The 23,977-nt window shown below is 64.6% G+C and carries 22 protein-coding genes; 15 read left to right on the top strand and 7 right to left on the bottom strand.

What is annotated here, in order from left to right; translation table 11 throughout:
• Positions 1 to 214: 214 nt before the first annotated feature.
• The gene (locus tag ACTG4K_RS00915) at positions 215 to 919 is read left to right on the top strand and encodes a hypothetical protein (protein ID WP_439112314.1); all 705 of its coding nucleotides are present in this window, start codon (positions 215 to 217) and stop codon (positions 917 to 919) included.
• Positions 920 to 976: 57 nt separating this feature from the next.
• Positions 977 to 1,849 (top strand): MT-A70 family methyltransferase, encoded by an 873-nt coding sequence (locus ACTG4K_RS00920; RefSeq protein ID WP_439112315.1) that lies wholly within the window; start codon positions 977 to 979, stop codon positions 1,847 to 1,849.
• Here the strand turns inward: ACTG4K_RS00920 and ACTG4K_RS00925 are convergent.
• From ACTG4K_RS00925 to ACTG4K_RS00935, 3 genes are read right to left on the bottom strand one after another with little or no spacing between them, the layout of a single operon-like run.
• The gene (locus tag ACTG4K_RS00925; RefSeq protein WP_439112316.1) at positions 1,834 to 2,541 is read right to left on the bottom strand and encodes a BglII/BstYI family type II restriction endonuclease; all 708 of its coding nucleotides are present in this window, start codon (positions 2,539 to 2,541) and stop codon (positions 1,834 to 1,836) included. The genes ACTG4K_RS00920 and ACTG4K_RS00925 overlap by 16 nt on opposite strands.
• Complete coding sequence (locus tag ACTG4K_RS00930; protein ID WP_439112317.1) at positions 2,534 to 3,616, bottom strand: homocysteine S-methyltransferase family protein; 1,083 nt, start codon at positions 3,614 to 3,616, stop codon at positions 2,534 to 2,536. The genes ACTG4K_RS00925 and ACTG4K_RS00930 overlap by 8 nt, the downstream gene beginning before the upstream one ends.
• A 39-nt stretch (positions 3,617 to 3,655) precedes the next feature.
• Entirely contained in the window at positions 3,656 to 5,716 is a 2,061-nt protein-coding gene (locus ACTG4K_RS00935; protein ID WP_439112318.1) for an FAD-dependent oxidoreductase, read from the bottom strand.
• A gap of 119 nt (positions 5,717 to 5,835) precedes the next feature.
• Between ACTG4K_RS00935 and ACTG4K_RS00940 the strand changes: the two genes are divergently transcribed.
• From ACTG4K_RS00940 to ACTG4K_RS00955, 4 genes are all read left to right on the top strand, one after another.
• Positions 5,836 to 6,255 (top strand): rhodanese-like domain-containing protein, encoded by a 420-nt coding sequence (locus ACTG4K_RS00940; RefSeq protein WP_439112319.1) that lies wholly within the window; start codon positions 5,836 to 5,838, stop codon positions 6,253 to 6,255.
• A gap of 36 nt (positions 6,256 to 6,291) precedes the next feature.
• Complete coding sequence (locus ACTG4K_RS00945) at positions 6,292 to 8,298, top strand: RecQ family ATP-dependent DNA helicase (protein ID WP_439112320.1); 2,007 nt, start codon at positions 6,292 to 6,294, stop codon at positions 8,296 to 8,298.
• A 178-nt stretch (positions 8,299 to 8,476) separates the two neighbouring features.
• On the top strand, positions 8,477 to 8,821 hold the full coding sequence (locus tag ACTG4K_RS00950; RefSeq protein ID WP_439112321.1) for a hypothetical protein: 345 nt from the start codon (positions 8,477 to 8,479) through the stop codon (positions 8,819 to 8,821).
• 201 nt (positions 8,822 to 9,022) lie between these two features.
• On the top strand, positions 9,023 to 9,757 hold the full coding sequence (locus ACTG4K_RS00955; protein WP_439112322.1) for a glutamine amidotransferase: 735 nt from the start codon (positions 9,023 to 9,025) through the stop codon (positions 9,755 to 9,757).
• Here the strand turns inward: ACTG4K_RS00955 and ACTG4K_RS00960 are convergent.
• A complete protein-coding gene (locus tag ACTG4K_RS00960) occupies positions 9,747 to 12,023 on the bottom strand; it encodes an ATP-binding protein (protein ID WP_439112648.1) in 2,277 nt (758 codons plus the stop codon). The genes ACTG4K_RS00955 and ACTG4K_RS00960 overlap by 11 nt on opposite strands.
• A gap of 321 nt (positions 12,024 to 12,344) precedes the next feature.
• Here ACTG4K_RS00960 and ACTG4K_RS00965 point away from each other — a divergent pair, with 321 nt between their 5' ends.
• From ACTG4K_RS00965 to ACTG4K_RS00985, 5 genes are all read left to right on the top strand, one after another.
• Entirely contained in the window at positions 12,345 to 13,544 is a 1,200-nt protein-coding gene (locus ACTG4K_RS00965) for a threonine ammonia-lyase (protein ID WP_439112323.1), read from the top strand.
• A 161-nt stretch (positions 13,545 to 13,705) separates the two neighbouring features.
• On the top strand, positions 13,706 to 15,166 hold the full coding sequence (locus ACTG4K_RS00970; protein WP_439112324.1) for a mechanosensitive ion channel: 1,461 nt from the start codon (positions 13,706 to 13,708) through the stop codon (positions 15,164 to 15,166).
• A gap of 4 nt (positions 15,167 to 15,170) precedes the next feature.
• The gene (locus tag ACTG4K_RS00975; RefSeq protein WP_439112325.1) at positions 15,171 to 15,605 is read left to right on the top strand and encodes a PaaI family thioesterase; all 435 of its coding nucleotides are present in this window, start codon (positions 15,171 to 15,173) and stop codon (positions 15,603 to 15,605) included.
• A gap of 75 nt (positions 15,606 to 15,680) precedes the next feature.
• A complete protein-coding gene (locus ACTG4K_RS00980; protein ID WP_439112326.1) occupies positions 15,681 to 15,824 on the top strand; it encodes a hypothetical protein in 144 nt (47 codons plus the stop codon).
• 393 nt (positions 15,825 to 16,217) lie between these two features.
• Entirely contained in the window at positions 16,218 to 18,089 is a 1,872-nt protein-coding gene (locus ACTG4K_RS00985; RefSeq protein ID WP_439112327.1) for a phosphoenolpyruvate carboxykinase (GTP), read from the top strand.
• Between the two features lie 156 nt (positions 18,090 to 18,245).
• Here the strand turns inward: ACTG4K_RS00985 and ACTG4K_RS00990 are convergent, their stop codons facing one another.
• Positions 18,246 to 18,800, bottom strand: a complete 555-nt coding sequence (locus ACTG4K_RS00990) for a hypothetical protein (protein ID WP_439112328.1) — start codon at positions 18,798 to 18,800, stop codon at positions 18,246 to 18,248.
• A 107-nt stretch (positions 18,801 to 18,907) separates the two neighbouring features.
• Between ACTG4K_RS00990 and ACTG4K_RS00995 the strand changes: the two genes are divergently transcribed.
• The 3 genes from ACTG4K_RS00995 (at position 18,908) to ACTG4K_RS01005 (ending at position 21,416) form a co-directional block, all read left to right on the top strand.
• Positions 18,908 to 19,894, top strand: coding sequence for a LysR family transcriptional regulator (locus tag ACTG4K_RS00995; RefSeq protein WP_439112649.1), 987 nt, complete (start codon positions 18,908 to 18,910; stop codon positions 19,892 to 19,894).
• A gap of 108 nt (positions 19,895 to 20,002) precedes the next feature.
• Positions 20,003 to 20,911, top strand: a complete 909-nt coding sequence (locus tag ACTG4K_RS01000) for a metallophosphoesterase (protein ID WP_439112329.1) — start codon at positions 20,003 to 20,005, stop codon at positions 20,909 to 20,911.
• An 82-nt stretch (positions 20,912 to 20,993) separates the two neighbouring features.
• Positions 20,994 to 21,416: a universal stress protein gene (locus ACTG4K_RS01005; protein WP_439112330.1), complete on the top strand. Its 423-nt coding sequence runs from the start codon at positions 20,994 to 20,996 to the stop codon at positions 21,414 to 21,416.
• Positions 21,417 to 21,651: 235 nt separating this feature from the next.
• On the opposite strand, the gene ACTG4K_RS01010 is transcribed toward ACTG4K_RS01005, so the two are convergent.
• Positions 21,652 to 22,299 carry a TetR/AcrR family transcriptional regulator gene (locus tag ACTG4K_RS01010; RefSeq protein ID WP_439112331.1) on the bottom strand — a complete coding sequence of 216 codons (648 nt, stop codon included), beginning with the start codon at positions 22,297 to 22,299 and terminating at the stop codon, positions 21,652 to 21,654.
• 235 nt (positions 22,300 to 22,534) lie between these two features.
• Here ACTG4K_RS01010 and ACTG4K_RS01015 point away from each other — a divergent pair, with 235 nt between their 5' ends.
• Positions 22,535 to 22,990, top strand: a complete 456-nt coding sequence (locus ACTG4K_RS01015) for a fasciclin domain-containing protein (protein ID WP_439112332.1) — start codon at positions 22,535 to 22,537, stop codon at positions 22,988 to 22,990.
• A gap of 32 nt (positions 22,991 to 23,022) precedes the next feature.
• On the opposite strand, the gene ACTG4K_RS01020 is transcribed toward ACTG4K_RS01015, so the two are convergent.
• Positions 23,023 to 23,946, bottom strand: coding sequence for a LysR family transcriptional regulator ArgP (locus ACTG4K_RS01020; RefSeq protein ID WP_439112333.1), 924 nt, complete (start codon positions 23,944 to 23,946; stop codon positions 23,023 to 23,025).
• Between the last annotated feature and the right edge of the window lie 31 nt (positions 23,947 to 23,977).

Genomic DNA, 23,977 nt, shown 5'->3' on the forward strand with positions numbered 1-23,977 from the left:
GCAGAAGCCGGGCAGCGCCCGGTGGCAGGTTGGTTACTCCCCTTGACGGGAAGGCGCAATTGTGGACGCAGCCTCCCGACCCTACAAGCTGAACAACTTTCAGGTTTTGACTGACAGTGGTCGCTGTCCGTGCGGCCATGGCACCGCGCCCCAGACTGCCCGACGCCGTCGCAGACCCAGCGAAAATACAGACACCACCCCACTCCAGCCCGCCATGTTCAAGCCCCTGACCCTGCTCACCCTCACCGCCGCCATCTGCCTGGGTGCTGCGGCCGCCAGCCGCGATGAAGCCGCCTCTGACACAGGCAACAGCGCCGATGGCTTCTGGGTGGCCACCGCGCCCAGCGGCGTGAACGTGAAGTGGGGCGTTCTGGACAACGGCGACACCTGGGGCATTTACGACCAGGAAGGCACCACCCTCGGTGCCTTCCATGGCAGCACCCGTTCCAGCCAGAGCGTGCTGCACGGCACCGGACAGACGTTCGAAATTCCATCGCGCACCGTCGGTGCGGCCAGCTTCTCCGGCACCTACGTGCCGCGCCAGGCCATCAGCACCACCAACTCTTACGGTGTCGGGTTCAGCGGCCGTTATGTGCCGGGCTACGACCAACCCGCCCGCCTGAGCGAGTTGGCGGGTGGCCGCGTCCGGTACGGTGGCGCTGTCTTCAGAACACGGCTGCACCGCCAGCGGCACCGCCACACCGCGCCCCGGTGGCAAGAACGTGTTCAACATTGCCATGCAATTTGCCGGCAGCGGCTGCGCCCTGAGCCACGGCACCACAGTCTCGGGCATTGCCCGCTTCAGCACGGCCAGTGGCGAACTGTTCGCGCTGGCGATGAACGCGGCGCGCACGGATGGGTGGCTGTATCTGGGGACTCGGGCGAGGGAGTGAAGGGACTCGAAGGAATGCGTTTGTAGAAGAGAAACAAAATACAAAAGATCTTTTTATAGATCTATATATCATATACTCAACATATGAAACCCGAGCCACTCAGACCCGAATCCGAACCATTGCCACTGCCCCAGACGATCGGCGGTTTTTCCACTGTGCTTGCCGATCCTCCCTGGAGGTTTGCCAACCGCACAGGGAAAGTGGCCCCCGAGCACCGTAGACTGGACCGATATTCCACCATGCCTCTTGAGGCTATTAAGGCCCTCGGGGTCAAGGAGATCCTGGCTCCCAATGCCCACCTGTACCTCTGGGTACCCAATGCATTGCTGCCCGATGGGCTGGAAGTCATGAAAGCCTGGGGTTTTCGCTATGTCAGCAACATCGTCTGGGCCAAGCGGCGAATCGACGGCGGACCGGACGGACGGGGAGTGGGCTTTTATTTCCGCAATGTGACCGAGCTGCTTCTGTTCGGTGTACGCGGCTCGATGCGCACACTGCCCCCCGGTCGGTCACAGGTCAACATGATTGAAACCCGCAAACGCGAGCACTCGCGCAAGCCCGATGAACAGTACGCACTGATTGAATCCTGTTCGCCCGGTGCCTACCTGGAGCTGTTCGCACGCCACCCGCGCCTTGGCTGGACGGTGTGGGGCGATGAATCAGCAGATGAAGTGGTGCCACGCGGCGTAGTACACAAAGGTTATGCCGGCGGCTCCATGATGCCTCCACTGCTGCCCAACGAGCACCTTCAACCGGGCCGTGCTGAAGCACTGGGCGAGCAGTTGCGTGGCCTGTACCAGGCAGGCAAAAGCGTCCGACAACTGGCCGACGAAACCGGATACTCGATACAACGTGTCCGAGCACTGCTGCAAGCAGCCGGTGCGACCATGCGCCCCCGTGGACGAGCCTCGCACACCTGGTCAGCTGAAGGTGACCTGTTTCAGACGACCGAATAAGGCTGGCCGTTCCATGTCTCCGGCGTGGCGGCTACGACCAGCAACGGACAGGTGCCCATCACACCCCGGCGCACGCGCAAGGCGGCCTTCTCAAGGTTGGTGGTGGTCGAAGTGTTGAGGTCAATCGGCAACTTGGCGTTGCGTTGGTCAGCAGGCAAGGTCGCCTGGTGTTCGGACCACAGCCGCTCGGCCAACTCCTTCAGCCTGCCCCGATCCTGTGTAATCAGTACGGCCGCAGAAATCACACCCGCCTCATGCCAGGCGCGGTAGGCTGACAAGTCACGATCCAGATTGCCGTCTTTGGCATTCCACTCCACATCCAGCGCCACACGCCCTTTGAAGTTGTCCACCAGATAGCCCTCCTGCTCGACAGGGGGCAAGCGCTCCATCACCTCCAGGTTTCTGGACAGCAGCACGCCCTGGGTCACCAGATCGACACGGGTTTCGCGCCACCCACGCTCGGCAAACAGTCCATCAATGACTTTGGCAATGTCGCCCCGGTTGCCGCCCTTTTTGAGCCAGTGGGCCGGGTCAAGGGCAAACGCCTCCAGCACCGCTGTGATGTCAGCCCATTCAACCGGGCACACCGAGCGCAACACCGCAGCCGCTGAGCTGGTTTCCAGAAACGCCCACCGCGACCGAATCGCTGGATTGAGCACAATAGGGTCGTCGTAAGTGCGGGTTTCAAACATGGTCAGCTTCTTTCAGTTTGTCACCGTCGGTTTTGAAGCCTCTATGCTGTCCAATCAGCTTTAAAGCACGCGGCGCCTGGCTCGCCACCGCGTCGTGGATAGCCCCGATGTGCTGCGGCGTGGTGCCGCAGCAGCCACCCACGATGTTGACCAACCCCTCGGCGGCAAACTCGCGCAGCAGGCGGCTGGTCACGTCGGGGGTCTCGTCAAAGCCGGTGTCGCTCATGGGGTTGGGCAGGCCGGCGTTGGGGTAGCAGCTGATGAAGGTGTCGCCCGCGACCTTGGCCAGTTCCTGGATGTAGGGGCGCATGAGCGTGGCGCCCAGCGCGCAGTTCAGGCCCACCGCCAGCGGCTGGATGTGGCGCACGCTGGCCCAGAAGGCAGTGACGGTCTGGCCGCTGAGGATACGGCCCGACGCGTCGGTGACGGTGCCGCTGATGATGACCGGCAGGCGCTCGCCGCTGTTTTGGAAAAATTCGTCGATGGCGAACAGCGCTGCTTTGGCGTTGAGGGTGTCGAAGATGGTTTCGACCAGCAGCACGTCGGACCCGCCTTCCACCAGGGCTTCCACCTGTTCGTAGTAGGCCGCGCGCAGCTGCTCAAACGTCACGTTGCGCGCACCCGCGTCGTTCACGTCGGGGCTGATGCTGGCGGTCTTGGGCGTGGGGCCCAGGGCGCCACACACAAAGCGGGGTTTGTCGGGCGTGCTGTACTTGTCGCAGGCTTCGCGGGCGATGCGGGCCGAGGCCAGGTTCATCTCGCGCGCCAGGTGGGCCATGTCGTAGTCCTCCTGCGCTATTGATGTGGCGCCGAAGGTGTTGGTCTCGATCAGGTCGGCGCCAGCGGCCAGGTAGCCCTCGTGGATGTCGCGGATCACGTCCGGCCGCGTCAGACTCAGCAGCTCGTTGTTGCCTTTGACGTCTTTGTGGAAGTCCTTGAAACGCTCGCCACGGTACTGGGCCTCGCCCAGCTTGAAACGCTGGATCATGGTGCCCATGGCGCCGTCGAGAATGGCGATACGTTGCGAGAGGATGGCGGGCAGCGCCTGGGCGCGGGTGTAGGTCTGAGCGGTCATGAAGAGGATTGTAGGGAGCCTGGTCAAATCCCCACGGGCCTACAACGCAGCCGCCAGCCGGGCCGCTTGGTCGATCGCGCGCTTGGCGTCCAGCTCACCCGCTTCCAGTGCGCCGCCGATGACGTGCGCCGTCTTGCCCAGCGCGGCCAATGCGTCGGCCAAGGGGCGAAACGGCAGCTGCCCGGCGCACAGCACCACGGTGTCGCAGGGAATGCAGGTCGGGTCTTCGCGCTTCTCGCTGTGGGACACCCACAGGCCTTCGTCGGTGATGCGCTCGTAGTTCACGCCGCCCATCATCTGCACGTTTTTGTGTTTCAGCGCGGCGCGGTGAATCCAACCCGTGGTTTTACCCAGGCCGGCGCCCAGCTTGCCGGCTTTGCGCTGCAGCAGCGTCACCTGGCGCGCCGGGGCCGACACCTGGGGCCGGGTGGTGGCCAGGCCGCCGGTGGCCAGCGCGGGGTCGGCCACACCCCATTCGGCCTGCCAGGCAGCCAAGTCCAGCGTGGTGGAGGTGCCGCTGTGCACCAGGTACTCGGCCACGTCAAACCCAATGCCACCCGCACCAATGACGGCCACGCGCGCGCCCACAGGCCGGTGGTCGCGCAGCACCTCGATGTAGCTCAGCACCTTGGGGTGGTCCTGACCGGGGATCTTCGGGTCGCGCGGGCTCACGCCGGTGGCGATGATCACTTCGTCGAACCCGATCAGCTCGCTGGCCTGGACCGTGCGGCCCAGCTGCAGCTGCACGCCGGTGGTTTCCAACCGGCGGCGAAAGTAGCGCAGCATTTCATGGAACTCTTCCTTGCCGGGCACCTGCTTGGCCATGTTGAGCTGGCCGCCGATCTCGCTGGCGGCGTCGAACAACTGCACCGCATGGCCACGCTCGGCCAGCAGCGTGGCCGCCGTGAGGCCAGCCGGCCCAGCGCCCACCACGGCGATGCGCTTGGCCTTGGGCGTGGGGCGATAAACCAGCTCGGTTTCGCGGCAGGCACGCGGGTTGACCAGGCAGCTGGCCGTCTTGTTCACGAACACGTGGTCCAGGCAGGCCTGGTTGCAGGCAATGCAGGTGTTGATCAGGTCGCTCTGGCCACGCGCAGCCTTGTTGACGAACTCGGCGTCGGCCAGCAGCGGGCGCGCCATGGACACGAGGTCAGCCACGCCATCGGCCAGCAGCTGCTCGGCCACTTCGGGCGTGTTGATGCGGTTGCTGGTGACCAGCGGCGTGGTGATGCCAGCGGCGGCAAACTCGGTTTTCATCTTCTGCGTGACCCAGGCAAAAGCAGCGCGCGGCACGCTGGTGGCAATGGTCGGGATGCGCGCTTCGTGCCAACCAATGCCGGTGTTGATGATGCTGGCACCGCCTCGGGCCACGGCCTTGCCGAGCTGCACCACCTCGTCCCAGCGGCTGCCGCCCGGCACGAGGTCAATCATGGACAAGCGGTAAATGATGATGAAGTCATGGCCCACGGCCTCGCGCGTGCGCGCCACGATCTCCAGTGGCAGGCGCATGCGGTTGGCGCAGTCGCCACCCCAAGCGTCGGTGCGCAGATTGGTGGCCAGGCTCAGGAACTGGTTGATGAGGTAGCCCTCGGAGCCCATGATTTCGACGCCGTCGTAGCCGGCCTCGCGGGCTTTGGCCGCGCAGTTGACGAAGGCGCGAATTTGCCGCTCGACCCCACGCGCGGTGAGCGCAAAGGGGGTGAACGGCGAAATGGGCGACTTCAGCCGCGAGGGCGCCACCGCCAACGGGTGGTAGCCATAACGGCCGGTGTGCAGGATTTGCAGCGCAATCTTGCCGCCGGCCTGGTGCACGGCGTCGGTCACCACGCGGTGACGCCGGGCTGCGCCCGAGGTGGACAGTGTGCCAGCAAAGGGCTTGGTCCACCCCACGATGTTGGGCGAGAAGCCGCCCGTCACCATCAGGCCCACGCCGCCTTCGGCGCGTTCTCGAAAGTAGGCGGCGAGCTTGCCCAGGTCGCGCCCTTCTTCCAGACCCGTGTGCATGGAACCCATGAGCACACGGTTTTTGAGCGAGGTGAAGCCCAGGTCCAGCGGGGCCAGCAGGTGGGGATAGGGAGCAGCGGTGGCGTTCGCGGTCATGTACAGGGGCTTCGGGCTGGGAATGTGATGGGCAGCGTGTTTGGCAAGCCAAGCAGCCTATCCGCTTGCGGGTGGGCCGCGTAGAGAGCCCGACCTACAGATACCCGACAATAGCGGCCATGAAACACCTGCCCCCCAAGGAAGCATGGGCCTGGCTGCAGGCCGAGCGCGCGGCGCGCGAAGCCCGAGGCGAGGAAGGCCCCATTTTTGTTGATGTCCGCATGGAGATCGAGTCGCTGTACGTGGGCCGCCCGCCTGGGGTTGAGAACATTCCCTGGTACGAATACCCCGACCTCACGCCCGACCCACAGCGCTTTGCAGCAGCGGTGGAAAAAGAAGCGGGCGACAAAACCCGTCCGGTGCTGCTGATCTGCCGCAGCGGCAAGCGCACGCTGGACGCTGGCGCTGCTCTGGAGGACGTCGGTTTTTCCAACGTAGCGCATGTGGTGCACGGCTTTGAAGGCGAGCTGAACGACGCGTTCAAGCGCTCCAGCCTGAACGGCTGGCGTTTTGAGGGCTTGCCGTGGGAACAAATGTGACCGTTGGCTTGGGATCGCCCGCTGGCGTTGTGGCCCATGATTGACATTTCCCCCCAGGGCGAAACCCTGGAAGCCTGCGTGGGCGTGCTGCAGGAAGTCTTTGGCTATGACGCCTTTCGCGGCCCGCAGGCCGACATTGTTGGGCATGTGAGCGCCGGCGGCGACGCGCTGGTGCTCATGCCTACGGGCGGCGGCAAGTCGCTGTGTTACCAGGTGCCGGCCATCGTGCGCGAGCGCGCCGGCCATGGCCTCACGGTGGTGGTGTCACCGCTGATCGCGCTCATGCACGACCAGGTGGGCGCGCTCATTGAAGCCGGCGTGGCCGGCGCCTTTCTCAACTCCAGCCTGACCAACGAGGGAGCCCAGCAGACCGAAAAGCAGCTGCTGCGCGGCGAACTGACGCTGATTTACGCCGCCCCCGAACGGCTGACCACGCCGCGCTTTCTGGCGCTGATGGACTCATTGCACGAGCGCGGCAAGCTCAGCCTGTTCGCCATTGACGAGGCGCACTGCGTGAGCCAGTGGGGCCACGACTTCCGGCCCGAATACCGTTCGCTGGCCATATTGCACGAGCGCTACGCCGGCGTGCCGCGCGTGGCCCTCACCGCCACCGCCGACGACCTCACGCGGGCCGACATCGTGGAGCGCCTGCAGCTGCAACAGGCGCGCACCTTCATCAGCAGTTTCGACCGGCCCAACATCCGCTACCAGCTGGTGGAGAAGAAAGACGCCACCACGCAGCTGCTGCGTTTCATCCGCGACGAGCACACCAGCAGCGCCGGGCACGACGCCGGCATCGTGTACTGCCAGTCGCGCCGCCGGGTGGAAGAAGTAGCCGGCATGCTCAACGATGCCGGGTTGAACGCTCTGCCCTACCACGCGGGCATGGACGCGGCCAAGCGCCAGCAGCACCAGGACCGTTTCCTGCGCGAAGAAGGCCTGATCATGGTGGCCACCATCGCCTTCGGCATGGGCATCGACAAGCCCGACGTGCGCTTCGTCGCCCACCTGGACATGCCCAAAAACATCGAGGGCTACTACCAGGAGACCGGCCGTGCCGGGCGCGACGGCGAGCCCGCCAACGCCTGGATGGCCTACGGCCTGCAGGACGTGGTGAACCAGCGCCGCATGATTGATGAGAGCCCCGCGGCCGACGAGTTCAAGCAGGTGCTGCGCGGCAAGCTCGACGCCTTGCTGACCCTGGCCGAGGCGAGTGATTGCCGCCGCGTGCGGCTGCTGGCTTACTTTGGCGAAGACTACCAAGGGCCTGAGTCAAGCGCGGACGGCCGCCGCGCCGGGCCGCCCCAAGCCAGGCCAGCCCCCTTGGGGGACAGCGAACCACGCGAAGCGGGGAGCGTGGGGGTCCGTTGCATGAATTGCGACAACTGCCTGCACCCGCCCGCGTTGACGGACGCCACCGAATCAGCCCGCAAGCTGCTCTCGTGCATCTACCGCGTGCAGCAGTCCAGCGGCACCGCGTTTGGCGCGGGTCACATCATGGACATCTTGCGCGGCAAGCAGACCGAGAAGATGGCGCAGTACGGGCACGACAAGCTCAGCACCTTCGGCATTGGTGCCGACCTGTCAGAAACACAGTGGCGAGCGCTGCTGCGCCAGCTGATCGCCATTGAGGCGGTGCAGGTGGATGCTGCGCACTACAACACGCTGCACCTGGCCGACGCCGCGCGCGAGATTTTGAAAGGCCAGCGCCCGGTGGCGCTGAAGCTGGCGGCGGAAAAAACCCCGGGCCGCACCAGCCGCAGCAAGGCCGCGCGCAGCAGCGCCGCCGCCGCAGCGCCGGACGGCCAGCCGCTGAGTCTGGCCGAACGCGACTGCCTGGACGCACTCAAAGCCTGGCGCGGCGAGGTGGCGCGCGAGCACAACCTGCCCGCTTTTGTGATTTTTCACGACAGCACCCTGCGCGCCATTGCCAGCCGCATGCCCCAGACCGACGCCGACCTGGATGGCATCGCAGGCCTGGGCCAGAAAAAGCGCGAAGCTTACGGCGCGGAGGTGCTCCGGGTGGTGAGTTCTTTCGTGTGAAATGGATGCCCCCGCCGAGAACCATCGTCTAAGGTAGCCACTTCTGAATGACCGTCTGTCGGGTGGCGTGCCGTTTTTCCTAAATTCCTACTTCAGTGGCCGCAGGAAGGGCCGAAGTGAAGGGGGAAGCCGGCAATGACCTTGCCTGCATTCTCTTAGAACACTTCTGGAGATCCCCATGTTCTTCAAGCTGCCATGGTTCGGCAAACGGCGCCATGAAAAATACCACGACACCCAGGTACTGGAGCTGGATTTCCTCGTCGACGAATTCCACGACGCGATGGCCGACATCAAGGACCCCGTGCGCACGCGGCTGCACGCGGCCCTGATTTCTTGCCAGAGCCCCAAAGACCTGTGGTTTCTGCGCGGCAAGCTGTTCAACCTGATCTCCAAGCACCACTGCGAGAGCGAGGCCCACCAGCGTGTCAGCCGGCTCGACCAGAAGCTGCGCTTTTTCGTGGACCATCACCCGGACTACACGCCTGAGGAACTGCCCTCTGGTCCGATGGCCTTGTTGCATTGAATTCACCCCCCGCGACGCACTGCGCGCGTCACCCCCCAAGGGGCAACGGTGGCGGCCCGGTAAAGCCGGTTGCGCGGCGTTCTGGAACAAGACACCTCTTTCCTGCATTCTTGCTTGTCTCCTCGTTTGGCCCGTCCTTGAGACGGGCTTTTTCTTGGACGCAGCCCACGCGACAGGGGCGAGGTTTCTAAAATCGCGTGCATGACTGCACCCCACCCCCTGCTCATCGTTCAGACCGGTCGCACGCACGACCACATCCGCCAGCGGCTGGGGGATTTTGACGACTGGATTGAAGCGGGCTTGCGTGCGGGCGGTGCCAGTGCGGCCACGGTGGTGCGCTATGACGCACGCGCAGACGGACCACCGCCGCCACCCGACACCGTAGCGGGCATCGTGCTCACGGGCTCGCACGCCATGGTGAGCGACCGCGAAGCCTGGAGCGAAGCGCTGGTGCCCTGGCTGCAGCGGGCCGTGGCGGTGCAAACGCCGGTGCTGGGTATTTGCTATGGTCACCAGCTGCTGGCGCACGCGCTGGGTGGCGAGGTGGCGCACCACCCGCAAGGGGTGGAGATAGGCACGGTGCGCGTCCAGCGCCATGCCGCCGCGCACACCGACCGCTTGCTGGGCGCGCTGCCCGACGCTTTTGACGCCCAGGCCACGCACTGGCAGTCGGTGCGCCGCCTGCCACCGGGTGCGGTGCTGCTGGCCGGCAATGCGTTTGAACCACACCACGCTTTTCGCGTGGGGCCCAGCGCCTGGGGCGTGCAATTTCACCCGGAATTTTCAGCCGAAGCGCTCAGGGCTTATGTGGACGGCATGGGGCCGGTGCTGGCGCGCGAGGGGCGCGATGCGGTGCAGATCAACGCGGGCTTGAGGGACACGCCGCAAGCGGCCTCGGTGTTACCGAGGTTTGCCCAGCTGGCCCTCAATGCGTGAAGCCGATACCGCGTGATTCACGTACCTCGGGCTTGATGCGGTGTTCCGCTTCAAGCTGGGCCAAAAATTCGTCGGGCGCCAGCGCCTCCGCCAATATGTCCACTTGGCGTTTCACAGCAGCGAAGTCGCCTGGGCACAGCTGGTCGAGCGTGGCCAGCCGCCGGGCACAAGCGGGCGTGAGCGCTGAGGCATCACCCGCCAGTGCTTCCACCACAAACATGCGCTCGCGCTGTTCGCGCGTGAGCGGATTGAACCGGATCTTGAAGGTGAATCGCCGCAGCGCCGCCTGGTCGATGCTGTCCATCAGGTTGGTGGTGCAAATGAAGATGCCGGCGTAGCGCTCCATGCCTTGCAGCATTTCGTTCACCTCGGTCACCTCGTAGGTGCGCTGGGCACCACGGCGGTCTTGCAAAAAGCTGTCGGCTTCGTCCAGCAGCAACACGGCCTTTTCGGTCTCGGCCTCGCGAAACATGGCCGCCATCTGCTGCTCGGTTTCACCCACAAATTTGCTCATCAGGTCGCTGGCGCGGCGCACCATGAGCGGGCGCTCCAGCTGCTGCGCCATGTGCTCGGCCAGCGCCGTTTTGCCGGTGCCGGGTGCGCCGTGAAAGCACAGGCAACCGTGGCCGCGCGCCTTGAGCGCGCTGACGATGCGCGGCAGCTCGTAGCGGCTTTCCACGTTCAGTATGTCCAGGCTGTACTGGGTGACGCTGGGGCGCTGCAGCGCGTCGGGCCGGCGGCCCAGCGCCAGATCAGCGTGTTTGAGCTGGCGCTCGATCAGGTGGTCCAGCACCGGGCCCGAAGTGGGGCGCGCGGCAGCTTTGCCCGCTCGGCGACTGGCGGGTTTGGCCGGTACCGTGGCCAGCTGGGCAAAACGCACGGCGGTGCGAATTTGTGCCGGCGTGAGCCCCTTGCGCTCGGTAAGGCGGGCCACCAGCGCGTCGGACACAGAAACGTCTTCCAGCGTCTTGCGCACCAGCTGCTCACGGGCGCCCGGCGGCGGGCTTTTCAGCTCCAAGTGGTAGGCAAAGCGGCGGCGAAACGCCGGGTCGATTTGCTCGATGCGGTTGGTCACCCACAACGTGGGCACAGCGTTGGTTTCCAGAATCTGGTTGACCCAGGCCTTGCCGCTGACGCTGCCGGTGTGCGACGCGGCCACATGTTCGGCGCGCGCCATGAGCTGCGCGGCTTCGCTGGAGATCGGCGGAAACACGTCTTCCACCTCGTCAAACAGCAGCACCGAATGGGCCGTGCCTTTCAAAAACACCTGGGCAATCTGCAGTGAGCGGTAGCGGTCGCGCCCGCTCAGGGCGTTACCGTCGCGGTCGGCGTATTCCACTTCAAACAGCTCCAGCCCGGCGGCTTGCGCCACCACACGGGCCAGCTCGGTTTTGCCGGTGCCGGGCGGGCCGTACAGCAAGATGTTGACGCCCGGTTCCTTGCGCGCGACGGCTTCGCGCAGCAGGGCACTCAGCAGCTGCACGTCGTCGCCCACAAAGGCAAAGTCTTTGTCGGTGAGCGCCGAGCGGGCTGCGGGGCGGGTGAACACCGCCATCAGCTCGCTCTGGGTGCGGTACTCGCGCATCAGCACCGGTGGCAGCTTTTCGCTCACTTTCATGAGGTCGGCCAGGTCGGTGATGTTGTGCTCGGAGATCAGGTTTTCGACCATGCCAATGCGTTCCAGCCGCGAGCCGGCGCGCAGTGCCTCGCCCACTTCGCTGGCCTTCACGCCGGCCACGTCGGCAATGGCCGCGTACGCCTCGGGCGCGTTGTTCACCTTGAATTCCACCAAAATAGAACGCAGGTCGCGCTGGTAGCGCGCCAGCGTGCCGTAAAGCAACAGGGCGCGTTCGGCCCGGTTGAGCTGCAGCAGACCGGCCAGCGCATCGATGTTCTTTTCTACCAGCGTGGACTGTTTCTTCAGTGCCTGGCTGAGCCAGTCGCCTGTCACCGCCAACACCGCGAGCAAGTCTTTGGGTGACTCCTTCGCGTACTCGTCCAGATAGAAAAACAGCGTGCCTTCTTCGTACGGACCTCGCCAGATGCCGTAGCGCTCCATGAAGGCGTTGGTGCTCAGGTGGTCGTGGCCACTCCAGAGTTCGTTGTCTTTGCAGCGCCGCTGCAAAAATTCGCGCAGGCGGCCCAGCACCGTCAGCGGCCACACCAGATGGCGCCCGGCCAGCGACAGCAAGGTGTTCAGGTCGCGCCGCACGTTGAAGCGAGGGCCCTGGCGGGCGGCCAGTGTGAGCACAAAGTGCGAACACATGAGGTCGAGCACCGGCGCCTGGCGCAAGCCATGGGGCACAAAAACCCGGCCTTCCACCGCGCAGGGGCTGCGCCCTTCGCGGGACTCTCGCGGTTCCAGCACCGCCCGCGCCAAAGGGCTTGCGGGCTGCACCGTGCGTTTGCTCATCCAGACACCTCCAGAAAAACCTCTGACCGCCCCAAACGGGCGGCCCATTCGCGGGTCTGAGCGGAACATAACCCAGCTTGATGTTTCATGGAAGAGCGTGATGGAGCGTGTTTGAGCAATTTGTGGGGCTTTTCCCCAAGCCCGTTGGCGAGGGGAGCGGGCCACAATGGCGGCATGCTGGAACTACACGACATTGAAGCCGCCGCCGCCCGCCTGACCGGGCAGGTGTTGGACACCCCGTTTGTGGAATCGCGCACCATTTCGCAGCTCACCGGCTGCCAGGTGTTTTTGAAGTTTGAGAACCTGCAGTACACCGCGTCGTTCAAGGAGCGGGGAGCCTGCAACAAGCTGTCGCAGCTGAGCGCCGAAGAGCGCGCCCGCGGCGTGGTGGCCATGAGCGCTGGCAACCATGCGCAAGGGGTGGCGTACCACGCGCAGCGGCTGGGCATTCGGGCCGTGATCGTCATGCCGCGCTTCACGCCCGGGGTGAAGATTGACCGCACCCGCGGCTTTGACGCCGAGGTGGTGCTGCACGGCGACACGCTGGACGAAGCCCGCGCCCACGCCTACGCCCTGGCCGAGCGCGACGGCCTGGTGTTTGTGCACCCGTACGATGACGAAGCCATCGTGGCCGGCCAGGGCACGGTGGCGTTGGAAATGCTGCGTGTGCAGCCCGACCTGGACACCCTGGTGGTGGCCGTGGGCGGCGGCGGCCTGATTGCCGGAATGGCCACGGTGGCCAAGGCCCTAAAGCCCGGCATCCGCATCATCGGCGTGCAAACCGAGCGCTTCCCGGCCATGGTCAACGCCATCAAGGGCACGCACCTGCCGCAGGGCAGCAGCACCATTGCCGAGGGCATTGCGGTGGGCACACCGGGCGAGATCACCTTGGCCATCGTGCGCGAAAAGGTGGACGACCTGGTGCTGGTGGACGAGGGCGACATTGAGCAGGCCATCGTGATGCTGCTGGAGATTGAAAAGACCCTGGTGGAAGGCGCGGGCGCGGCCGGTCTGGCCGCGGTGCTGAAGTACCCCGAGCGTTTCGCCGGTCAGAAAGTGGGCCTGGTGCTGTGCGGCGGCAACATCGACCCGCTGCTGCTGGCCTCCATCATTGAGCGCGGCATGGTGCGCGCTGGGCGCCTGGCCCGCATCCAGGTGAACGCGCGCGACGTTCCGGGCAACCTGGCGCGCATCACCGGCATCGTGGCCGAGGCGGGTGCCAACATCGACGAGGTGCACCACCAGCGCGCCTTCACCCTGCTGGCGGCGCAAAACGTGGCGATAGAGCTGGTGTTGCAAACCCGCGGCCGCGAGCACATTGCGCAGGTGATTGAGCGGCTGCGCGACGCAGGCTTCGACACCACGCTGCTCTAAGGCAAAACCCACGAAACGCATTTGCCGGCAACGCGCCGGCATTGGCTTCTTTCGCCATTTTTCCTCCGCGATCGGCGGGCATCTTGCTGCGCACGGGTTGACGCATGTCCAGGTGGTCTGCATCATGGTCCGGTGTCCAACACCAACCTGGAGGAAACGCCATGAACACGAACGCCATGTGGGACGCGCTGCAAAGCAGCTTGGGCAGCCACATACCGCAACTGCTTGGGGCCTTGGCCATTTTTGTGCTGGGCTGGCTGATCGCCGTGGTGGTGCGCGCAGCGGTGCGCAAGAGCCTGGGTTTCATTGGCGTGAACCACCGGTTTGGCAAACTCACCGGCACCGGGGTCGACATTGAGGGCGCGGTGGCGCTGGGCCTGTTCTGGGTGGTGATCCTGCTCACCCTGGTGGCGGTGTTCAACTCGCTGAATCTGGCGATTGTGTCGGGTCCGTTCTCGGCCTTGGCCACCGAACTGTTCGCCTACGCGCCGCGCCTGCTGGGTGGTCTGGTGCTGGCCCTGGTGGGCTGGCTGGTGGCCAGTGTGGTGCGCGCCGTCGCACAGAGGCTGCTGGACAAATCCACGCTAGACGAAAAGCTGTCGGAACACGCCGACATGGCACCGATGAGCGAAGGCCTGGCCAGCGCCCTGTTCTGGCTGGTCATCTTGTTGTTTGTGCCCGCTGTTCTGGGTGCGTTGGAAATGGAGGGTTTGCTCGACCCGCTGCGCACCATGGTGAGCCAGACACTGAGCATGCTGCCCAATGCGCTGGGTGCCTTCATCATCGGAGGTGTGGGCTGGATCGTGGCCACGGTGCTGCGCAACCTCACCACCAACCTGAGCCGGACCGCAGGCGTAGACACCCTGGGCGGGCAGGCGGGCCTGTCCGAATCGGTGCGCTTGTCCACCGTCATCGGCCTGCTGGTGTTTGTGGCGGTGTTCCTGCCTTCGCTGATTGCGGCGCTGGACGCCTTGAAGATTGAAGCCATTTCGCGCCCCGCCACCGACATGCTGGCCCTGCTGATGCAAGGCGTGCCCCACCTGATTGCGGCGGGCCTCATCTTGGTCGTGACCTGGCTGGTAGCCTCGTTTGCCAGCAAGCTGCTCGCCAGCCTGCTGGCCACGCTCGGTTTTGACACCTTGCCTGGCCGCATCGGCATGGCCCATGCGTTCGAGCGCACACCAGCCTCCACCGCCGTGGGACGGGTGGCGCTGTTTTTTGCCATGCTGTTTGCCAGCGTGGAAGCCGCCAGCCAGCTCGGTTTTTCACAGGTGAGCGACATCGTGTCCACGTTCATCCGTTTTGGAGGCGACATCTTGCTGGGATCGGCCATTTTGGTGATCGGCTTCTGGCTGGCCAATGTGGCCTACGACGCCATTGACCGCGCCAGTGGCGCCAGCAGCAAGGGCTTGGCACGCATTGGGCGCTACGCCATTTTGGCGCTGGTGATCGCCATGGGCCTGCGCGCCATGGGCATCGCGGACGACATCGTGAATCTGGCGTTCGGCCTCACCCTGGGCGCCGTGGCGGTGGCATTTGCCCTGGCTTTTGGGCTGGGTGGGCGCGAAGCCGCAGGCAAAATGATGGAACACTGGCTGTCCCAGCTGCGCCGCAAAGAATGAACCAATGACCGCACCCACCGCCCCAGCCGCCTCCGTCATCACCGACACCCTGCAGCACGCGCTGGCCGACTGGTTTGCGCCCTGGGTGCAAGCCCTGGGCCTCACGGTGGAGTCGTTTTCAGACGGTGTGGTCACGCTGCGCCTGCCACACAACGACCAGCTCAGCCGCGTGGGCGGCATGGTGTGCGGCCAGGCGCTCATGTCGGCGGCCGACACCGCCATGGTGCTCGCTATCGTGACCCGACTGGGCAACCAGCGGCCCATGACCACGGTGCAGCTGAACACCAGCTTTCTCAAACCCCTGTCCAACCAGGACGCCCTGGTCACGGCGCGCATCGTCCGCGCCGGCAAGAGCCTCGTGTTTGGTGAAATTGACATCAGCGGCGCCCGTGACGGCCAAAGCGTGTGCCGCGCCAGCACCACCTACGCGCTGTTGTAAGCGCAATTTTTTCACTCCCTGACGGCGTCTGCCCTAAAATCGGCGCCAGTTTTGTTCATTCCCCTGGAGAACCCCATGTCCCACCACGATCACGACAGCCACAAAGACCAGCCGCAAGATGTGGTGGAGTCCATCGTTCCCATGATGCCTATCGTCCTGCCCGTGGCCGGCGCTGTGCTCATTTTCCTGCTGGCCTTTATTGCTGTCTTCATGGCCTGACACCTTGCCGTCAGCCCACCAGGCCGAACGCCCGCCCGGGCCTTCGGCCTTTTTCATGGGTGCGGCCCCGTGCGCCGTCGCATACACCACACAGCGCACGCCGGCCACAGCCCGCCGCCATAAGCATAGGGTTATGCGGGTTTTGCATGTAACTTGCCGGTAACTGACCCGGTGCTTTCATAAAATTGGTCACTTAGGCCGACACGCGGATCAAAACCCGGGATCATCCACCCGCTTTTTTCCTTCGTGCTGCATCCGCAACCCGCACAGCAGCCCCGAGCGCCGACCGCCCTTTTTGCACAAGGGACCCCAACAGCCGCCCCCAGGCTCTCCTGGCTTGCGGCTTTTGGTGTCTTTTGGGCTTGCCGCTTTACAAACTCTGGAGCTTCTCCCATGAACTCACCCGTGATGCAGGGCCTGAACCTGAACACCCCTGCCTACGTCAAAAATGCCCGGCTGATTGCCTGGGTGGCCGACATGGTGGCCCTGTGCAAACCCGCCAGTCTGGTCTGGTGCGACGGCAGCGATGCCGAATACGACCGCCTGTGCCAGCAACTGGTGGACGCTGGAACCTTCAAGCGCCTTGACCCGGCCAAGCGCCCCAACAGCTTCCTGGCCTGCTCGGACCCGTCCGACGTGGCCCGTGTGGAAGACCGCACCTACATCTGTTCCGAGAAAAAGGAAGACGCCGGCCCGACCAACAACTGGATGGCCCCGGCCGACATGCGCCAAACCCTGCAGCCGCTGTTTGACGGCTGCATGGCGGGCCGCACGATGTACGTGGTGCCGTTCAGCATGGGCCCGCTGGGCTCGCACATCGCCCACATCGGCGTGGAACTGACCGACAGCGCCTACGTGGCCGTGAACCAGAAGCTGATGACCCGCATGGGCAAGGCGGTGTACGACGTGCTGGGTACCGACGGCGAGTTTGTGCCTTGCATGCACACCGTGGGCGCGCCTCTGGCCGCCGGTGAACAAGACAGCACCAGCTGGCCTTGCAACCCGACCACCAAGTACATCGTGCATTACCCCGAGACGCGCGAAATCTGGAGCTACGGCTCGGGCTACGGCGGCAACGCCCTGCTGGGCAAGAAGTGCCTGGCGCTGCGCATTGCCTCGACCATGGGCCGTGACCAAGGCTGGCTGGCCGAGCACATGCTGATCCTGGGCGTGACGAACCCACAGGGCAAGAAATACCATGTGGCCGCAGCCTTCCCCAGCGCCTGCGGCAAGACCAACTTCTCCATGCTCGTGCCACCGGCCGGCTTCGAGGGCTGGAGCGTGACCACCATCGGTGACGACATTGCCTGGATCAAGCCCCACGCTGATGGCAAGCTCTACGCCATCAACCCCGAGGCCGGCTACTTTGGTGTGGCCCCTGGCACCAACACGCTGACCAACCCCAACTGCATGGCCAGCCTGAACGAAAACGTGATCTTCACCAACGTCGCGCTGACCGACGACGGCGACGTGTGGTGGGAAGGCATGGAGAAGGACCAGGGCAAGTTCCCGGCGCACCTGATCGACTGGCAAGGCAAGGACTGGACGCCCGAGATCGCCAAGCAAACCGGCGCCAAGGCCGCCCACCCCAACGCCCGCTTCACCGTGGCCGCCACCAACAACCCGGCGCTGGACAGCGCCTGGGACGACCCGGCCGGCGTGCCCATTGACGCCTTCATTTTCGGCGGACGCCGTTCCACCACGGTGCCGCTGGTGACCGAGGCCCGCACCTGGATGGAAGGCGTCTACATGGCGGCCACCATGGGTTCGGAAACCACCGCTGCGGCCTTCGGCGCGCAAGGCGTGGTGCGCCGCGACCCGTTTGCCATGCTGCCGTTCTGCGGCTACAACATGAGCGACTACTTCCAGCACTGGCTCGACATGGAGCACAAGCTGGAAAGCCAGGGCCATACCCTGCCGAGCATCTTCTGTGTGAACTGGTTCCGCAAAGACGAAGCGGGCAAGTTTGTCTGGCCCGGCTACGGTGAAAACATGCGCGTGCTGAAGTGGATGATCGACCGCATTGAAGGCCAGGCCGCCGGCACCGAGACCATGTTTGGCGTGGCGCCCACCTACAACGAACTCAACTGGACCGGCCTGGACTTCTCCCCCGAGCAGTTCAACACCGTGTCCAGCATCGACAAAGCTGCCTGGACCGAAGAGCTCAAGCTGCACGAAGCCCACTTTGAGCAACTGGCTTACCACCTGCCCCAGGCGCTGGTGGACACCAAGGCCGCGCTGGAAAAGCGCCTGGCCGCACTGTAACCAGACGCAGTAGCCCACAGAAAGCGGTTCAGGGCACGACCTGCCCTGAACACCACAGCCCCCGAATGATCCATTCGGGCGAAAAAAAAGCCACCGGCTACCACCGGTGGCTTTTTTGCTGGGCGCTGCCTTGTGGGCCGCGCGCTCAGCGCTGTATCAAATGTAGTGCAGGTGCATGTTGCGGGTGCGGTTGGCGGCCATGCGCTCAATGAAAGCGTCCCACCCAGCCAACTTGACGGGAGTCACAGCGGTTTCCAACCCCATCGGCGCCAGCGCATCGCTGAAATCGTTGTGGTCTTCCAGCGCACGCAGGCGCGCCTGTGTCAGGTCAGCCATCAGCCGGGGATCGCTCTGGGCCAGGTCCCACAGCCGGGCTTCTGCACGGGCTTGGGCCAGGGTCTGCGACCAGCCATCGAGCGAGCGCATGGTGCGCTGGGCCAAGCGGCGGGCGGTACCGGCAAACAACGCCGAGCCCGCGAAAATCACGACCCACAGGAACACCCAGGCCAGAAACAGGTGGCCATCGGCCCAGGTGCTGATGAGGCGGTCGGCGAAGACCACGAGCGCTGCCACCGCGGCAGCGAGCAGCATGGCAGCGAGACCACGGGCACCGTCAAATTGCCGGCGGGTGCGATAGGCCCCGGCCTTGGGAGCCAGGGAGGATGGGTTCAAACCCAGAGATTCAGGTGTAGGAGAGAAAACGGTGCTCATGGCGAACTCCTTAAAAAATGACCAATGTCTTTTGGACCAGCGAATACTAGGGTAAACCCCCATGTCATGCCAATTTATTTTTGTGATGCATTACATTCACCAAGGTGATAAATGAACGCAACTTCCGCACCCTCGACCTGAACCTGCTGCGGGTTTTTGACGAGGTGATGACCGAACGCAACCTCACCCGGGCCGCCCACAACCTCGCTATGACGCAGCCAGCGGTGAGCAATGCGCTGAAGCGATTGCGCGAGGCCATGGGCGACGAGTTGGTGCGGCGCTCAGGCTATGGCGTGGAACCCACCCCGGTGGCCATGCTGCTGTGGCCCACCGTGCGCGACGCCTTGCAGCAACTGCGCGATGCCCTCGCCCCAGGTGACTTCACCCCCAGCACGGCACACAACGCCTTTGTGCTGGCCATGGCGGACGCCACCGCCGCCAAGATCGTGCCCGGGCTGATGGACATTCTGGAAACCGAAGCACCGGGCGTGAACCTGCGGGTGCTGCCCTTGACCACACGCGACCCGCGCGACTTGCTAGAGTCGGGCTCGGCCGACCTGGCCATTGGCCATTTCCCCGGCGTGCTGGCCGAACTGGGCGCGCTGCACCTGCAAGAAAACAGTCCCCGTTTTCTGCACCAGCGCTTGTACGACGGCGAGTACGTGGTGGTGATGCGGCGCGGACACCCGCTGGCGGGCCAGCCACTCACACTGGACAGCTACTGCGCAGCCCGCCACCTGCTGGTGAGCTTTTCCGGGCGCGCCTTTGGGTTCGTGGACGAGGCTTTGGCCAGTCTGTCGCGCCAGCGCCGGGTGGTGCTCACGGTCAACCAGTTTTTCACCGCCGGACGTGTGGTGGCCACCACCGACCTGCTGACCGTGTTACCGCGCCACTTCGTGGAGGCCACAGGCCGCGAACACGAACTGGCCCTGAGCGACTTGCCCTTGCCGGTGCCGCCCGTGCATGTGGACGCGCTCTGGCACCGGCAAGCCTCGCACAGCAGCGCCCACCGCTGGCTGCGCCAAACGGTTGAGCGCGCCTCAGCCAGCGGATTTTTGGCCGATAACGGCACACCACAAACCGGTGCACCTTGAAAGCGCCGCGCCCTCGCGTTGAAACACCTGGCAGGACAGGGCACCTCTGCGGCGGATGCAGAGCAGCAGGGTCGTCATGGGTGGCCTGATCTGGTCGACAATGACCGCATGAATATCCAGCTTCTGAGCGACCTGCATCTCGAAGCCAACCCCGAATTTTCCGCCAGCCCCACACCGGGTGCCCAGGTGCTGGTGCTGGCTGGCGACATCGGTTCGTACCAGACCCGCCGCGACGGCAGCGTGATGGCCGAGCCGGACTGGGGTTTGCAACGCTTTTCACCGCTGCCGCAATACGCCGGCTGGCCGGTGCCGGTGCTGTTTGTCCCGGGCAACCACGAATACGACGCGCTCGACCTGGACGATGCCCACCAGCGCCTGCGCAGCACCTGCGAGCGCCTGGGCATGGCCTGGCTGGAGCGCGAGACGCTGGTGATGAGCGGCGTGCGCTTTGTGGGCACCACGCTGTGGAGCGACTACGACGCGCTGGGTGACGTGCATACCAAGCCCGCCAAGGCGCCGCGCGCGCCCCGGAAGGGGGCACAAGCGGCCTTTGTGACACCTGCAGCGGCTTCGCTGGCCACCGACCCGCTCACGCACCGCCTGCGCCAGCGTGAAAAAGCCTTTCGAGCAGCCAACTTTTACCTCACCAAAATGGCCAGCCAGCGCCACGGCCGGCTGTTTGACGCCGAGGCCATGCGCGCGCTGGCGCTGGACTGCCAACACTGGCTGCGCAGCACGCTCGACCAGCCTTTTGACGGACGCACCGTGGTGGTCACCCACTTCGCACCCACCCTGCACAGTGCCGACCCACGCTACGGGATGAGCCCGGGCACGGCGGGCTTTTGCAACGGACTGGATGAATTGCTGCCGCTGGCCGACCTGTGGCTGCACGGCCACCTGCACTGCCCCACCGATGTGCAGGTAGGCCGATGCCGGATCGTGGCCAACCCGCTGGGCTATGCCGACAAGCAAGAACAGCGGGCTTTTGTACCGCAGCAACTGATCCGCATTCCCTGAAGGCTGCGTTGCGCCAGGTCAAAAAGGCGGCGGTGGCTGCTCTTACACTTCAGATCAATCAACCCCATAAGGAGATACACCCATGAAGATTTTGCTCGCGGTCGATGGCAGCAGCTACACCAAGAAGATGCTGGCTTACCTGGCCACCCACAACGAGGTGTTCAGCGCCCAGAACGAGTTCACGCTGTTCACCGCGCAGGCGCCGCTGCCACCCCGGGCACGTGCGGCGGTGGGTGCTGACATTGCCAATGGCTACTACGCCGATGAAGTGGAAAAGGTCACCGCCCCGGTGATCAAATTCCTGAAGCGCCATGGCATCGACGGCAAAGTGGTCAGCAAGGTAGGCGCGCCGGGCGAGCTCATTGCCAAGGCCGCCGAAGCCGGCAAGTTTGACCTGGTGATGATGGGCTCCCACGGCCACAGCGCGCTGGGCAACCTGGTCATGGGCTCGGTGGCCACCCAGGTGATTGCGCATTGCAAGGTGCCGGTGTTGTTGGTTCGCTGATTCCCCCCCCGCGCCGCCTGCGGCGTCACCCCCCAAGGGGGGCGATGCGAGTGGCCCGGCAGAGCCGGTTCCACCGCATCCTTGGCACGGGCATTCCGCTCCGGGGAGGACGTTGGACAGCAGGGAAGTTGTTCCAGGGCTCCGCGGAACTGGCTTTGCCAGGCCGCCAGAGCCGCCCCTTAGGGGGTGACGCCGCAGGCGGCGCGGGGGGATCACATACTTGCGGCGCGGGGGGTTACCTAGCCCTCAAGCCGTCAAAACAGGTGCTCAGCACCATGTCAATGATCTGCTCGGTGTTGTACAGGCCGGTGCTTTTGAGAAAACCCAGCACCGGGTCGCAGGCGCGTGCGTACAAGGTGTAGAGCACCGCAATGGGCGGTAATGACGGGTTCAGGCTGCCATCGGCCTGGGCTGCCGTAATCCACGCGCCCATGCGGTCGCTCACGTCCATGAGCCCGTCCACGTAAGCCTTGTTGGTGGTGAGCGCAGCCCGCAGGCTGGAGTTTTCACTGGGCAGCGAAGGCATTTCTCCCGCCAGTTGCACCTCCATGGTCCAGCGCGCCACCGCACGCAGCTGCGCCATGGGCGGCACTTCACCGGCTGGCCGCTCCAGGCTGTCCAGAAACGCCCTGGCCCGCTCCATCACGCGCACCATGGCCGCTGCGGCCAAGTCTTCCTTGCTGGGAAAGTGCTTGTAAAGGCTGGCCTTGGCAATGCCCACCTCGGCCGCCACCTCGTCCACCGTCATGGCGTCGAAGCCTTTTTCAGCCAGCAGGCGGTTCACCGCCGAGACGATGGCGTCTTCACGCGCGATGTGCATTTGCTCGCGAAAACTGCGTTTGGGTGTGACTTGTTGAGCGGACTTGGTTGCAACGCTGACCATGGAAAACCTTTTTGTAGGACTCGAATTCTGCCCGATTTCGACGGCAAAGTCGATAACCCCACTGATAGGTATCGTTACATACTAATCAGTATCTTTTTCTACCGTTCAGGATAAAGTGCGTTCAGCCACGGGGTGGTTGGGTGCAGCGTCCCACGGGACACCACCCACACATCCAAGGCTGCCTCATCACAGGCACGTTCTGTTTCTTCCACCTCAACCCGAAAAGACCCACACCATGAAAAAGACCCTCATCGCTTCCCTGATCGCTTTTGGCGCACTGACTTCGGCTCACGCCAAGGACATCGTCGACACCGCGGTTGCCGCCGGCTCGTTCAAAACCCTGGTGACCGCCATCCAGGCGGCTGGCCTGGTGGACACGCTCAAGGGCAAGGGCCCGTTCACCGTGTTTGCACCCACCGACGCCGCCTTTGCCAAAGTGCCCAAGGCCGACCTGGACGCACTGCTCAAGGACAAAGCCAAGCTCACCGCCGTGCTCACGTACCACGTGGTGCCCGGCAAAGTGATGGCGGCAGACGTGAAGGCCGGCAAGGTCAAGACCGTGCAAGGCTCCGAGCTGACCATTGGCACCATGGGTGGTGTGACGGTGGACAACGCCAAGGTCACGGCCACCGACATTGCAGCCGACAACGGCGTGATCCATGTGATCGACACCGTGGTGATGCCCAAGTAAGCCGCTGCAAACTTGGCTTCCAGAAGCCCCGCTCAGGTGGGGCTTTTTTGCGTGAGGCTGTAGGCAGCGGCGTTGCGCAAGGCTGTGCTGAGTGCGTCGAGCACGTCGGAACTGAGGTTCCAGCAGTGCCAGTGCAGGGCCACGCCCAGGCGGTGGCGCGGTGCCAGGTTGACCAGCTCACCACTGGCCAGCAGTTCGCGCACGCGCAACTCGGGCAGCACGCTGACACCCCAGCCGGCCTGCACCGCGCGCACCTGGCCTTCGCTGGACGGCACAAACAACTGCTTGAGCATGACCCGGGGCAGGCCAAACGCCTGCGACACAAAGCCGTGCTGCAGGTTGTCTTTGCGGTTGAAGGCCACAAACGGCAGCTTGTGAAAGTTGTGCGCGCTCAGGCCTTTGGGGCAATGGGTGGCGGCGTAGTCGGCTTGCGCCACCGCCACATAGTCCATGGTGCCCAGCGGCTCCATCTTGCAGCCCCGCAGCGCCTGCCCCAGCGAGGTGACACAGCCCAGCACCTGGCCTTCGCGCAGCCACTCGTGGGTGAATTCCTGGTCGTCGGTGATGATTTCAATGGGCAGGCCGCCCTGCGCCAGCGCGTTCAGCGCGGGCAGGGCCCAGGTGGCGATGCTGTCGGCGTTGATGGCCACCGAAATGCGCTCTTCTTCGCGGCCACCGCCGGTGGAACTGGGTGCGAGTTCCTTGAGGTCTTTTTCCAGGTCGGCGCGCAGCAGCCGCATCATCTTCGCGTGCTTGAGCATGAGCTGCCCGGCCGAGGTGGGCTTGAGCGGGCGGCTGCGCACGATGAGCACCGTACCCACCTGCGCTTCCAGCGCCCGCAGGCGCTGCGACACCGCCGACTGGGTGATGGACAGGCGCTGGGCCGCGCGCTCAAAACCGCCCTCTTCAATGATGGCGGCCAGACATTCGAGGGCGTCGGGATCAAAGGTGCTCATGGGTTGGGCGCCACGGGGCGGTCCGGGTTGT

Origin of the sequence: Hydrogenophaga sp. (genome assembly GCF_965657535.1) — a bacterium.
Taxonomy (GTDB): domain Bacteria; phylum Pseudomonadota; class Gammaproteobacteria; order Burkholderiales; family Burkholderiaceae_C; genus Hydrogenophaga.

What these genes read in the sequence shown, in the direction of transcription:
- ACTG4K_RS00915 (WP_439112314.1), top strand. Translation starts at nt 215, where the DNA reads ATGTTCAAGCCCCTGACCCTGCTCACCCTCACCGCCGCCATCTGCCTG.
- ACTG4K_RS00920 (WP_439112315.1), top strand. Translation starts at nt 977, where the DNA reads ATGAAACCCGAGCCACTCAGACCCGAATCCGAACCATTGCCACTGCCC.
- ACTG4K_RS00925 (WP_439112316.1), bottom strand. Translation starts at nt 2,541, where the DNA reads ATGTTTGAAACCCGCACTTACGACGACCCTATTGTGCTCAATCCAGCG.
- ACTG4K_RS00930 (WP_439112317.1), bottom strand. Translation starts at nt 3,616, where the DNA reads ATGACCGCTCAGACCTACACCCGCGCCCAGGCGCTGCCCGCCATCCTC.
- ACTG4K_RS00935 (WP_439112318.1), bottom strand. Translation starts at nt 5,716, where the DNA reads ATGACCGCGAACGCCACCGCTGCTCCCTATCCCCACCTGCTGGCCCCG.
- ACTG4K_RS00940 (WP_439112319.1), top strand. Translation starts at nt 5,836, where the DNA reads ATGAAACACCTGCCCCCCAAGGAAGCATGGGCCTGGCTGCAGGCCGAG.
- ACTG4K_RS00945 (WP_439112320.1), top strand. Translation starts at nt 6,292, where the DNA reads ATGATTGACATTTCCCCCCAGGGCGAAACCCTGGAAGCCTGCGTGGGC.
- ACTG4K_RS00950 (WP_439112321.1), top strand. Translation starts at nt 8,477, where the DNA reads ATGTTCTTCAAGCTGCCATGGTTCGGCAAACGGCGCCATGAAAAATAC.
- ACTG4K_RS00955 (WP_439112322.1), top strand. Translation starts at nt 9,023, where the DNA reads ATGACTGCACCCCACCCCCTGCTCATCGTTCAGACCGGTCGCACGCAC.
- ACTG4K_RS00960 (WP_439112648.1), bottom strand. Translation starts at nt 12,023, where the DNA reads ATGTGTTCGCACTTTGTGCTCACACTGGCCGCCCGCCAGGGCCCTCGC.
- ACTG4K_RS00965 (WP_439112323.1), top strand. Translation starts at nt 12,345, where the DNA reads ATGCTGGAACTACACGACATTGAAGCCGCCGCCGCCCGCCTGACCGGG.
- ACTG4K_RS00970 (WP_439112324.1), top strand. Translation starts at nt 13,706, where the DNA reads ATGAACACGAACGCCATGTGGGACGCGCTGCAAAGCAGCTTGGGCAGC.
- ACTG4K_RS00975 (WP_439112325.1), top strand. Translation starts at nt 15,171, where the DNA reads ATGACCGCACCCACCGCCCCAGCCGCCTCCGTCATCACCGACACCCTG.
- ACTG4K_RS00980 (WP_439112326.1), top strand. Translation starts at nt 15,681, where the DNA reads ATGTCCCACCACGATCACGACAGCCACAAAGACCAGCCGCAAGATGTG.
- ACTG4K_RS00985 (WP_439112327.1), top strand. Translation starts at nt 16,218, where the DNA reads ATGAACTCACCCGTGATGCAGGGCCTGAACCTGAACACCCCTGCCTAC.
- ACTG4K_RS00990 (WP_439112328.1), bottom strand. Translation starts at nt 18,800, where the DNA reads ATGAGCACCGTTTTCTCTCCTACACCTGAATCTCTGGGTTTGAACCCA.
- ACTG4K_RS01000 (WP_439112329.1), top strand. Translation starts at nt 20,003, where the DNA reads ATGAATATCCAGCTTCTGAGCGACCTGCATCTCGAAGCCAACCCCGAA.
- ACTG4K_RS01005 (WP_439112330.1), top strand. Translation starts at nt 20,994, where the DNA reads ATGAAGATTTTGCTCGCGGTCGATGGCAGCAGCTACACCAAGAAGATG.
- ACTG4K_RS01010 (WP_439112331.1), bottom strand. Translation starts at nt 22,299, where the DNA reads ATGGTCAGCGTTGCAACCAAGTCCGCTCAACAAGTCACACCCAAACGC.
- ACTG4K_RS01015 (WP_439112332.1), top strand. Translation starts at nt 22,535, where the DNA reads ATGAAAAAGACCCTCATCGCTTCCCTGATCGCTTTTGGCGCACTGACT.
- ACTG4K_RS01020 (WP_439112333.1), bottom strand. Translation starts at nt 23,946, where the DNA reads ATGAGCACCTTTGATCCCGACGCCCTCGAATGTCTGGCCGCCATCATT.